Origin of the sequence: Nonomuraea sp. NPDC026600 (assembly GCF_040638335.1) — a bacterium.
In the GTDB taxonomy this organism is placed as follows: Bacteria; Actinomycetota; Actinomycetes; order Streptosporangiales; family Streptosporangiaceae; genus Nonomuraea.
The window spans coordinates 1-9,831 of sequence record NZ_JBEZYD010000083.1; the positions used below are offsets into that span (position 1 = coordinate 1).

The following is a 9,831-nucleotide window of genomic DNA, read 5'->3' on the forward strand; positions in this document are numbered from 1 at the left end:
CCAAGATCACCACCCTGCAGACACAGCGGACACGCCGTTCAACTCTGCACGTTTACCTGTACCTGGCTCTGCACTGGAACCCGTACGCCGACACCACGACGCGCACCGACATCGACCCGCGCCGATTGCGCATCTGGAGCCAGGACAATAACCGCCTCGGCTGGCACGCATACCTCGGCTCGGCGGCTCGAGGTGATGTCCCGCCGCTGGCAGCCCCGGCCAGATATGAGGATCTGTCGGCGCTGCCTCCTGCCTGGATCGGCGTCGGCACCAACGACCTGTTCCACGACGAGGTCGTCGCCTATGCGGACCGGCTGCGGCAAGCCGGGGTCGCGACGACCCTTCATGTGGTGCCCGATGCCTACCACGGCTTCGACGTGATCGAGAAGAGGGCCAAGGTCTCGCGCTCCTACCAGCAGGAGCAACTCAACGCCCTGGACGCGGCGCTGAACCGCGATACCTCGCGGAATTGATCATGTGCTCCGGCAGGCGCGCGCCTTGGCACAAGCCGCCGCGTTCACAGCAGGGGAGGTCGGCCGGATCGAGCGCTTCGGGTTTGTCGCGGCCGGCCGCATCGTCCTCCGCTCGCCGTGGGCTCCACATCTCCCATCGCGCGAAATGGTAGCGATACTCCGACTTTGAAGGTATCGTCAATCTGGGAGTGAGACTCTCAGATTTAGAGCTGTGTCGCGATGGCGCGACACCGGATGTCGAAGGAGGCGGCGACATGCCGTCGGAAGCTCAGATGCGGACAGTCATGCAGGCCTACCTGGACGCGCTCAACAACCGCGACGTCGCGGGAATCATCGCCCTGTTCGCCGAGGCGAGCACCGTGGAGGACCCGGTGGGTTCCGGAGTCCATGGCGCCCGCCCAGGACTCACTCGACTGGTGGGCGGGCTCCCGGACGGGGCGACGTTCACACTCGACACGCCGATCCGCGCCTCGCACGGCTCGGGGGCGGCCATGGCCTTCACCGTGCGGATGGTCCTGGATGGCAAACCTATCCAGATCCGCTCCCTGGACGTCATGCAGTTCGACGACGAAGGACTGATCACCGAGATGAAGGCGTATTACGGTCCTTCCGACATCACGTCCTAACAAGGCGGGCGATCGGGGTGGTCGCTGCGGCCACTCTCCACCCACCAGTGGGTGGTGCCGACCTTGTCCCATGGGGGCAAGGGTGATGGGCGAGGACCAACGTTGGGATCGAGCCTGTTGGTGTCGGGGGCCCCTCTTGCCATCTTGGTCGCCAGGGCTCCGGCGTTCACGCTGGGGAGGAAGGCGGTGTGTCTCTGTACCGGGTCCGCATCGCTTCACTCGCGGCAGGCCCCGCTGTGAAGACGAACTCGTCGGTGTCGACCCGGCGGCCCGTCGCATGATCCACGATCACGGGCGTTACTTCTTCGCCGGTGTCGGCGCTCACGAGGATCATGCTCCGCTCGCCGACGTCGAGGCGGGAATTGCCCCAGGCGGCCAAGGCGACGATGACCGAGCGAAGTGAACGGCCGTAGTCCGTAAGAACGTACTCATAGCGGCTCGGCTGGGTCTGATACAGCCGCCGTTCGAGCAGGCCGTCGGCGACCAGGCTTTTGAGCCGGCTGGTCAGCATGCTGGATGAGATTTCGAGGTTCTCCTGGAACTGGTCGAACCGCGTGAACCCGTCGAAGGCGTCGTGCAGGATCAGCAACGTCCACCATTCACCCACGTGCTGCATGGCCTGGGAGAGGGGACATTCCCGATCTTCCAATCGGATACGGGCCGGCATGTGGCGCTCCCATGGAACCGAACGATGGACATCAAGTTACTTCTATTGTAGCAGTCTCTCTTGCTGCACCGTCGATCATCTGGTCGTCACTCATCGAGTTACTGCTACAGTGAAAGTTACTTGCTTCTATTTTAAAAGTTACCTGGCCGGGGGCTATCGTCCCCTCTCCCTGAGGACCCGTCATGCACACCGTCGACCTTGACATGCTCCCCGAGCCCATCACCCGCTACCTGGCAGCCCATCGCACCCGCGACACCATCACCAGTCTTGACTGTTTCACGCCTGACGCCACGGTGGCCGACGACGGCAAGACCTACAGCGGCACCGACGCCATCGAGCGATGGATGAAGCAGTCAGCGACCGAATACACCTACACGATCGAGCCCATCGGAGCCTGTCGCACCGACGGTCAGGACTACACGGTCACCCAGCGGCTCAAGGGCGACTTCCCCGGGGGCGTCGTCGACCTGCGCTTCCGTTTCGCCTTGCGCGACGGGCTCGTCGAGCGCCTGCACATCGAACCTTGATCCCCGGACTTCCACGCATGCGGGAGTCCTCTTCGTCGGGAGACAACACATGAAGACCTGGTTCATCACCGGCGGAACCCCTGGTGGGTTCGGCGTGGCCTATGCCGACGTGGCCCTGCAAAGGGGCGACAACGTCGTCCTCACCGCGCGCAGGCCACAGCTGCTGCGCGAGTGGGCCAAGCCTCACGGCGACAAGGTGCTGGTCCACCCGCTCGACGTCACCGATACCCGGCAGATCAATGAGGCTGTGGCGGCCGCCGAGAAGCGGTTCGGTGGCATCGACGTCCTTGTCAACAATGCCGGACGAGGCTGGTACGGCTCCGTAGAGGGGATGGACGACACAAACGTCAGGAAGACCTTTGAGCTGAACTTCTTCGCCGTGGTGGCCGTGCTCCGTGCCGTACTGCCCGGCATGCGTGCCCGGCGCAGCGGCTGGATCATCAATATGTCGTCCGTGGCCGGCCTGACGGGCGCCGCCGGTTTCGGTTACTACAGTGCCGCCAAGTTCGCGATCGAGGGCATCACACACGTACTGCGCGAAGAACTGGCGCCTCTGGGCATCCAGGTGCTCGCCGTGGAGCCCGGGGCCTTCCGCACCCGCGCCTACGCCGGGTTCGCGGACGAGCCGGTCACGGAGTCGATCGAGGATTACCGGCCCATGCTGGAATCTGTCCGGGAGTTCATGGTGGCCCAAGACGGCAGCCAACCCGGTAACCCCTATGAAGGCGTGCGTGCCGTCGTCGCGGCAATCGAGGAGGACAAGCCACCACGACGGCTCGTGCTGGGCTCCGCGGGCTACGACGCAGTCGTGGAGAAGCTTGAGGGAATGCTCGCGGACATCCGCGCCCGTGAGGTCATCTCGCGCGGGGCGGACTTTCCGGATGCCCGGTGAACGACAAAGTCGTGGGCATCACGAGGGCGATCCAGCTTCACGGCGGCGTCGGTTTGTCCGACGACTTCCCACGCACGCGTCCTCCGCTGGTGCGAGACCACCTGGCAGGGGCCTCGACATCCTGGTGAACAACGCCGGGGTGGCGGCGGCCGGGCATGGGCTTGTACCTCGACCTGCATGCGCGACGGCAGGTTCTCCACCCGCTGGTCGACGGTCAGCGTCGGGTCCTGCGAAACGGGAGCCGTCGGTCATCGCAGCGGCTGTCCTTCCTTGGGAATGACGGGCAGGATGAGGCAGGACGGCCTGGTGTGGTCGTGGAAGATCTGCTGCTGCGCGACGCCGATCTGGGTGGCCTCCAGCGCGGGTGCGCCGGTGTTCAGGTTCCGGTCCCAGCGGGGGAAGTTGCTCGAGGTGACGTGCACGCGAAGGCGGTGTCCGGCCTTGAACACGATGCTGGTCGACCACAGGTCGATCTCGTGCTCGGCGACCTGTCCGGGCTCTGTCTGCACGCGCACGATGCCGTCCACCACGTTGCGCGACACGCCGGCCTCGTCCACGTCGCACAGCCGGACCACCCAGTCGGTGGACGGCCCGTCGGTGGAAGCGAACAACACCGCCCGAACGCGACCTGTGACTTCGAGGCCCTCTGTCAAGGGTTCGCTGGTGAACACGAGGACGTCCTGACGCTGCTCGATTCGGGCCTGGTCGGCGGGGCCGGGAGGAAACTCGTTGGTCGTGAGGTGAGCCCCGCCGCAGGTCGGCGTCGGGTCCGCGGGGTCGTAGACGTACGGGGTCGTCGCCGACGTCTCCGCCGGCGGCGAGGTGGTCAGTGACGCCCCCTGCCGCAGGTACAAGGCCGTGTTGTTCGCTCGGGCCAGTGGCCAGGTGTCCTCGCTGCGCCACTCGTTGATGCCCATGACGAAGATCTGCACGCCGGACGTGGTCTCTTCGGGGACGGGAGCGTCCTTCAGCGAGTGATCGAACCAACTGAGCTGCAGGTCGGTCATCGAGGCGGTGCCGGGAGGCGCACAGGAGGAGACTCCGAAGTTGACCTCGCCCGTCTGTCCCCCCGACAAGCCGTGGACCGAATAGTGATGCCACGGGCCCACAACGAGCCGGGAGGCCACGCCGTTGGCGCGCATCGCGACGTAGTTGTCGAGCGAGCCTTGCTGGAAGATGTCGTACCAGCCGGCGACGTTGAGGCTCGGCACGGTCACCTTGGCGTGGTGACCGTCCACGCGGGATTCCTCGCTGGTGGCCGGATCGTCCAGGGCGCGCCGGACGCCGATGTCGGGCAGTCCCGTCCGGATGATCGCCGGTAGGTCTGCGGCGGGAAGTTCCCAGTAGGTCCTGACCGCGAGCTCGTCGAAGTCACGGAGCGTTGTCGCCATCTTCGTCATGAGGGCTTCTGGGGAAGACTCCGTCTTGGGCAACTGGCCCAGGGACTGCATCAAGGACCACGCGGCGTTCAAGCCCAACTCGATGGCGCCACCGCGGAACGCTGCCGCTGAGCTGGGGCTGGATAGCAAGGCCGGGTTCGCGGTAGTCGGGTTCGCAGGCAGCCATGCACTCCTGGGCGAGAGTGCGGGCACCGGCGTGCTGGGGGAACGGGTGCTGCACCTGCTGTCTCTGCGGATGAGCAGCATTGACCCCACAGCCTGCGTGCTGCTCTCCGGCGCAATCTACTACGCGCTCGTGCCGGTACCCGGCGACGGCGCTCGAAGCCGCTTGGCCGAGCGGGTCAAGCCGTCATTGCGCCAGCTCGAACGCATGGGGATCGAGATGCGCGCGGCGATCGGGCCCTGGGTACCGGACCTGACCGCGATCCCGGCCGCCCGCCAGATCGTGGACGACCTCCTGGAGGTGCTGGAGCGGGGCGGGCGACACGCCGCCGCCAGGGTCGCGACGGCTGAAGACCTCTGGTCCGACCTCGCGTTGCTGCCGCCGATCGTGCAGCGGTTGTGGGTGGACGGGTCCGGGCCGAAGCGCAGCCCGTGTTGGGGCGGCCATCAGTTGCAGGTCGTCCAGGACCACTCCAGGATCCACTACCGCCGTCGCCGAGGCCGGATCGACGTCGTGAACGCGGTTGAGATGTCGGGAGAAGTCCAGGACCACACCGGACCCGACCGCGTTGCCGGCGAGCGACGCTCCGGCGCCCCGGGCGATCAGCGGCACTCCCAGCGAGCGGCACACCTCGACCACGACGGCGATCTCGTCGACCACGACGGCGATCTCGTCGACCACGTGTGGGAACACCGCAACGGCCGGTACTACGCGGTAGAGCGAGGCGTCGGTGGAGTAGAGTGCGGCGCCTGCTGGAGCTGACCGGCTGGCACCAGGCGCCCGGACTTCGTCTGACAGCCGCGACGGCCCCAACCATGCTCAGCCTCGCCCCGCTTCGCCGGTTGCGGCGGCTCATGGCTTCCGCCGCCCGGTCCGGCCCGCCTGAACCCCGTCGGCCTGGGTGTCGCGTGATCGAGCAGGGCCCAACTGGGGGACGACCGGAATGCGACAGAAAGACACCGCGGCGCAGCAGCGGTCAGCGACCTGGCTTATTGATGCGGGCAGAGCTGCTCACCACTCTTGCTTGACCAGCTTCATGGTTTGGTGGGAGATGGTCCGGCTGACACCATCAAGGCGGAGGAGCTTGGCGGTCTGGAACCGCTCATACTCGCCGACGTCCGCGACCAGGACCCGCAGGATGTAGTCCGGGCTGCCGAACACCCGGCGGACCTCGACTACCTCCTCCCAAGCGGCGACCGACGACTCGAACTCCTCAACCGTACGTTGATCGTTCACCCTGATCTCGACCGAGACCGTGACCTCGAACGGACGCCCCGCGGCAGCGGGATCCACCCTCGCGTGGTAGCCGGTGATAACGCCCTCTTGCTCAAGGCGCTTGACCCGGCGCAAGCACGGAGCGGGGGTCAGCCGTATGCGCTGTGCCAGCTCGGTATTGCTCAACCGGGCATCCCGGCGGAGCTCATCGATAATTGCGCGATCGATGGCATCCATATCATGAAAATTGCGCACATAGGTATCGTAGTGCATAAAGAACGCAATCCTTGACCACGTCTGGTTATCTATTATTGCTCTCATGACTCTCAAGTCGCCCGTGCTGGCCGCGATGGGCCAGTCGCCCAGCCCCCAGCATCCGGGCCAGATCCGGCTGGGTGTCACGCATTCGTTGCCCGCCGTTCTCGGTGTGATCCCGATGGGGGTGGCGTTCGGTGTGCTCGTCACTCAGTCCGGCCTGGAGTGGTGGTGGGCAACCGTCTTTGCTGCGGTCGTGTTCGCCGGCTCCTTGGAGTTCCTGCTCATCGGCCTGGTCACCGCCACGGCTCCGCTGGGCCAGGTCGCGGTGACCGCGTTCCTGGTGAACTTCCGCCACGTCTTCTACGCGCTGTCGTTTCCCCTTCACCAAATCCACGGCCCTGTCGCCAAGACCTACAGCACGTTCACCCTCACCGATGAAGCGTGGGCGTTGACCACCGCGCCAGAAGCGCAATCCTGGTCGCGCCGCCGCATCCTGGCCATCCAGGCCACGTTCCAGGTGGGCTGGGTCGGCAGCGTCACCCTCGGGGCCCTCGGCGGGGCCCTCGTCCCCGACAGCATCGTGGGACTTCAGTTCGCCGTCACCGCGTTCTTCCTGGTCCTGGCCATCGACGCGTTCCTCGTGACCCGCAGCGTGCCGATCCCGCTCGTTGCCGTCATATCAGCGCTCGTAGGCCATCGCCTGTTCGGCACCCAGATGCTGGTCCCCGCGTTGATCATGTTCACTGGGTTCCTGCTGGTCCGATATGCGCTTGGACGCAGGAACGCCGGCCAGGATGGCTGAGCCCAGCGCCACCTACCTGGTGGGGGTCATCCTGATCAGCGCCGCGATCACCTGGACGTTGCGCGCCGCCCCGTTCGCACTCCTGGCACCGCTGCGCCGCAGCGCCCTGCTGCCCTACCTCAGTGCCAGCATGCCCGTCGGCGTCATGACCATCCTCGTCATCTACTCGCTGCTGTCGTCCGCGTCGACATCCCCAGGAGCACGTCCGTGGGCGGCGCTGGCCATCGCCACGAGCGTCACCGCAGCCGTCCACCTGTGGCGCCGCAACTTCGTGCTGAGCATTCTGGTCGGGACCGGCCTCCACGTCGTCCTTGCCTCCACCGTGCTCGCCGCCTGATGAGTGCGCACATCGGGTGCCACCGGAATACGGCAAAAATGGGCCGCGAGGATAGGACCAGGACCAGGCGCTGGCACCGTACGAGCTGCGTGCCGGGCAGGCGGGCACCGTGACCGGCGAGACACTGCGTGCCCAGGCCGAAGCCCTTGGCATCACCGATACCGACGTGACTGTTCTGGGCGGCCGGGCGTACGTCGAGTCGGCTCCGTCGAAGCAGCCACGATCAGCGCCGGGCCCGGCTCAGCTAGGACTCCTCGGAGGCCGATCAACCATGGCCCGATCTGCCCGGCGGGCTGCGCCCCTCAACCCGGCCGTTACAGCACCCCTGACCATTTCGCCCGGAAGGCAGAACACCGACGCCGGCAAGGGAGGCTCACAGGGGCAGAGGCCTGTTCTCCACAACGCTCTTCATGATGAGGGTGAAGCTGCGGCGCTGGACGCCGGGAACTCGACGGCCGCCATACAGGCGAGCCACGGAGCGCCCGTCGCCCGGGCGAGGCCGAACGCGCCCAGCGCCCTGCTGGCGAGGTCTTCATCCCTGTCGTTTGGGTACATATCGCAAGCTTGATCACTGCCCGCCGTCCCGGCCAGGTGAAATCGCCCAATGCGGCAAGCCCGACGTTGCGCGATTATCCGATGCTCGCACCAGTCGGGCGTCCTAGCGTCGTTGCGGTCCGACAGTCCATCTCCGACTCTTCAGGAGTATCTGCCGTGGAAAGCACCGAAGACACCGTTCGCGGGGTCAAAGCCCTCATGTTCGACTTCTACGGAACTATCGTCGACATGCAGGGTGGGCTCATCGACGCGATCACGCCCTACCTCGCGCGCAAGAACTACACCGCGAACCCTCCCTCCCGCGTCGTCACCTGGTGGCGGCGTACCCACTTCGAGAACTCGATGATTGACGCGCTGCTCCATCGTGACCACACCTCGTACCGCGAGATCGGCAGGCAGACTGTCCACTACACCCTTGAACGCGCGGGCATCGAGCACACCGACGAGGAAGTGCTGGACCTTGTGGCGCAGATCGAGCGCCTCAAGCCGTTCCCGGACGTCGTCGACGCACTGGCCGAGGTCAAGACACACGGTCTGCACTTGGTCATCCTGTCGAACGGCGACCCCGACATGCTGGCCAACGGCGTGCCGTACTCAGGCACCGAACACCTGTGGAGCCGCGTGATCTCCGTCGCCGAGGCGAACTCCTTCAAGCCGCACGCCGACACCTACCGGACAGCGGCCAAGCTGATCGGTCTCCCGCAGGAGGAGGTCCTGTTCGTGGCCAACCACGCGTTCGATTGCGTGGGCGCGAAGGCCGCGGGCATGAAGACCGCCTTCGTCGACCGGCGCAAGCGCCCCTTCGGCAACACGCACTACGCACCAGACCTCGTCGTCGACGACTTCGTGCACCTGGCCAAGGTCATCACCTCCGCGGCCCGCGCGGGTCTGTCCACCTAACGGCGTTGCAATTGAGGAGTGAACCAGCCGATGCAGCCACGACAGCACCTCTCTGGTCCGGCACGATGACCACCTCCGATCGCCGCCGGGGCACGCCCGAGCATCCTTGGCGTGGAATTCACCTCGACGTGTACGAGCGACACATGGGCGACCCAGGGGTCGGGCAGCTTCAGCGGCTCCGCGACATCACCGGGGAACAGCTCTCGGCGTACCCATTCCGGGCCATCGGGGTGCTGGGAATCGCGGGAGGTAACGGACTCGACCTCATCGATCCGCAGACCACGGATGCCGTGTACGGGTACGACATCAACCCCGACTACCTCAACGCCTGCGAGACCCGATATCGCGACAACCTCGGTGATCGCCTCCATCTGATCGAGACGAGCATCGACCGCTCCGTGAGGATCGAGCGCGTCGACCTCCTCATCGCCAACCTCATCATCGAGTACGTGGGCGCCGAAGAGTTCGTCGCCTTCGCGGCCGCGAACGCCCGCTCCATCGGCGTGCTGTCGTGCGTGATCCAGCGCAACGACGCGGCAGGCTTCGTCAGCTCGACGGACTACTCATCGTCGTTCGACGCCCTCACCTCGGTGTCATCGGACATCGACCCCGAGACGCTGACCTCAGCGATGTCGGATGCGGGGTTCGTAGCCCTGGGTCGCTGCGAGTATCCCTTGCCGAACGGTAAAGCCCTGGTGCGACAGGACTTCCAGACGATCTCGCGCCCATGAACAACCAGACCCTGCGCCCGCGTCGTCCTACTTCGAGACGCTTCAGCATCTCCCAGTTCGCCACGAACAAGGAGATCTGACCGCCGAGCGAAGATGAGTTCATATCCAGCTCGTCGGCATACTCTGCGTACCCTTCCTGCACTCCCTGTGCGATTGGGGGATGGTCGGTAAGACTCGGGTAGCCGGGACGGGGACTGTACGGTTTTCGGTGTAACTCCTGATCAAGGAGAACGCACCTGATGAGTACTGTGATCCAGGCATCGACGGAGATCGACCTGGAGGACA

Annotated in this window: 12 protein-coding genes and 1 pseudogene; 9 read left to right on the forward strand and 4 right to left on the reverse strand. The window is 65.6% G+C overall.

From position 1 onward, the window contains the following. A partial coding sequence (locus tag AB0F17_RS65835) for an alpha/beta hydrolase fold domain-containing protein (RefSeq protein WP_358047641.1) occupies window positions 1-473 on the forward strand: 473 nt, incomplete at its 5' end. A gap of 254 nt (window positions 474-727) precedes the next feature. Beyond that, on the forward strand, window positions 728-1,099 hold the full coding sequence (locus AB0F17_RS65840; RefSeq protein WP_358047643.1) for a nuclear transport factor 2 family protein: 372 nt from the start codon (window positions 728-730) through the stop codon (window positions 1,097-1,099). A gap of 166 nt (window positions 1,100-1,265) precedes the next feature. Here the strand turns inward: AB0F17_RS65840 and AB0F17_RS65845 are convergent, their stop codons facing one another. Next, window positions 1,266-1,766 (reverse strand): helix-turn-helix domain-containing protein, encoded by a 501-nt coding sequence (locus AB0F17_RS65845; RefSeq protein ID WP_358047645.1) that lies wholly within the window; start codon window positions 1,764-1,766, stop codon window positions 1,266-1,268. A 182-nt stretch (window positions 1,767-1,948) separates the two neighbouring features. On the opposite strand from AB0F17_RS65845, the gene AB0F17_RS65850 reads away from it, so the two are divergent. Then, on the forward strand, window positions 1,949-2,293 hold the full coding sequence (locus AB0F17_RS65850) for a nuclear transport factor 2 family protein (RefSeq protein ID WP_358047647.1): 345 nt from the start codon (window positions 1,949-1,951) through the stop codon (window positions 2,291-2,293). Window positions 2,294-2,342: 49 nt separating this feature from the next. Beyond that, window positions 2,343-3,185: an oxidoreductase gene (locus AB0F17_RS65855; protein WP_358047648.1), complete on the forward strand. Its 843-nt coding sequence runs from the start codon at window positions 2,343-2,345 to the stop codon at window positions 3,183-3,185. Between the two features lie 248 nt (window positions 3,186-3,433). On the opposite strand, the gene AB0F17_RS65860 is transcribed toward AB0F17_RS65855, so the two are convergent. Beyond that, a complete protein-coding gene (locus AB0F17_RS65860; RefSeq protein ID WP_358047650.1) occupies window positions 3,434-4,636 on the reverse strand; it encodes a CocE/NonD family hydrolase in 1,203 nt (400 codons plus the stop codon). A 31-nt stretch (window positions 4,637-4,667) separates the two neighbouring features. On the opposite strand from AB0F17_RS65860, the pseudogene AB0F17_RS65865 reads away from it, so the two are divergent. After that, window positions 4,668-5,015 (forward strand): annotated as a pseudogene (locus AB0F17_RS65865) (hypothetical protein); the annotation flags it as partial. Here AB0F17_RS65865 and AB0F17_RS65870 read toward each other — a convergent pair. Together AB0F17_RS65870 and AB0F17_RS65875 are read right to left on the reverse strand one after the other, a co-directional pair. After that, window positions 4,935-5,441 carry an FAD-binding protein gene (locus AB0F17_RS65870; protein WP_358047661.1) on the reverse strand — a complete coding sequence of 169 codons (507 nt, stop codon included), beginning with the start codon at window positions 5,439-5,441 and terminating at the stop codon, window positions 4,935-4,937. The pseudogene AB0F17_RS65865 and the gene AB0F17_RS65870 sit on opposite strands and share 81 nt — an antisense overlap. Window positions 5,442-5,759: 318 nt before the next feature. After that, window positions 5,760-6,236 (reverse strand): Lrp/AsnC family transcriptional regulator, encoded by a 477-nt coding sequence (locus AB0F17_RS65875; protein ID WP_358047652.1) that lies wholly within the window; start codon window positions 6,234-6,236, stop codon window positions 5,760-5,762. 46 nt (window positions 6,237-6,282) lie between these two features. On the opposite strand from AB0F17_RS65875, the gene AB0F17_RS65880 reads away from it, so the two are divergent. From AB0F17_RS65880 to AB0F17_RS65895, 4 genes are all read left to right on the forward strand, one after another. Further along, window positions 6,283-7,023, forward strand: a complete 741-nt coding sequence (locus tag AB0F17_RS65880) for an AzlC family ABC transporter permease (RefSeq protein ID WP_358047654.1) — start codon at window positions 6,283-6,285, stop codon at window positions 7,021-7,023. Continuing rightward, window positions 7,016-7,360 (forward strand): AzlD domain-containing protein, encoded by a 345-nt coding sequence (locus AB0F17_RS65885; protein WP_358047656.1) that lies wholly within the window; start codon window positions 7,016-7,018, stop codon window positions 7,358-7,360. Before AB0F17_RS65880 ends, AB0F17_RS65885 begins: the two co-directional genes overlap by 8 nt. 711 nt (window positions 7,361-8,071) lie before the next feature. After that, a complete protein-coding gene (locus tag AB0F17_RS65890; RefSeq protein ID WP_358047657.1) occupies window positions 8,072-8,815 on the forward strand; it encodes a haloacid dehalogenase type II in 744 nt (247 codons plus the stop codon). A 65-nt stretch (window positions 8,816-8,880) separates the two neighbouring features. Further along, on the forward strand, window positions 8,881-9,546 hold the full coding sequence (locus AB0F17_RS65895) for a hypothetical protein (protein ID WP_358047659.1): 666 nt from the start codon (window positions 8,881-8,883) through the stop codon (window positions 9,544-9,546). The last annotated feature ends 285 nt before the right edge of the window (window positions 9,547-9,831 follow it).

What these genes read in the sequence shown, in the direction of transcription:
- AB0F17_RS65840 (WP_358047643.1), top strand. Translation starts at nt 728, where the DNA reads ATGCCGTCGGAAGCTCAGATGCGGACAGTCATGCAGGCCTACCTGGAC.
- AB0F17_RS65845 (WP_358047645.1), bottom strand. Translation starts at nt 1,766, where the DNA reads ATGCCGGCCCGTATCCGATTGGAAGATCGGGAATGTCCCCTCTCCCAG.
- AB0F17_RS65850 (WP_358047647.1), top strand. Translation starts at nt 1,949, where the DNA reads ATGCACACCGTCGACCTTGACATGCTCCCCGAGCCCATCACCCGCTAC.
- AB0F17_RS65855 (WP_358047648.1), top strand. Translation starts at nt 2,343, where the DNA reads ATGAAGACCTGGTTCATCACCGGCGGAACCCCTGGTGGGTTCGGCGTG.
- AB0F17_RS65860 (WP_358047650.1), bottom strand. Translation starts at nt 4,636, where the DNA reads ATGCAGTCCCTGGGCCAGTTGCCCAAGACGGAGTCTTCCCCAGAAGCC.
- AB0F17_RS65875 (WP_358047652.1), bottom strand. Translation starts at nt 6,236, where the DNA reads ATGCACTACGATACCTATGTGCGCAATTTTCATGATATGGATGCCATC.
- AB0F17_RS65880 (WP_358047654.1), top strand. Translation starts at nt 6,283, where the DNA reads ATGACTCTCAAGTCGCCCGTGCTGGCCGCGATGGGCCAGTCGCCCAGC.
- AB0F17_RS65885 (WP_358047656.1), top strand. Translation starts at nt 7,016, where the DNA reads ATGGCTGAGCCCAGCGCCACCTACCTGGTGGGGGTCATCCTGATCAGC.
- AB0F17_RS65895 (WP_358047659.1), top strand. Translation starts at nt 8,881, where the DNA reads ATGACCACCTCCGATCGCCGCCGGGGCACGCCCGAGCATCCTTGGCGT.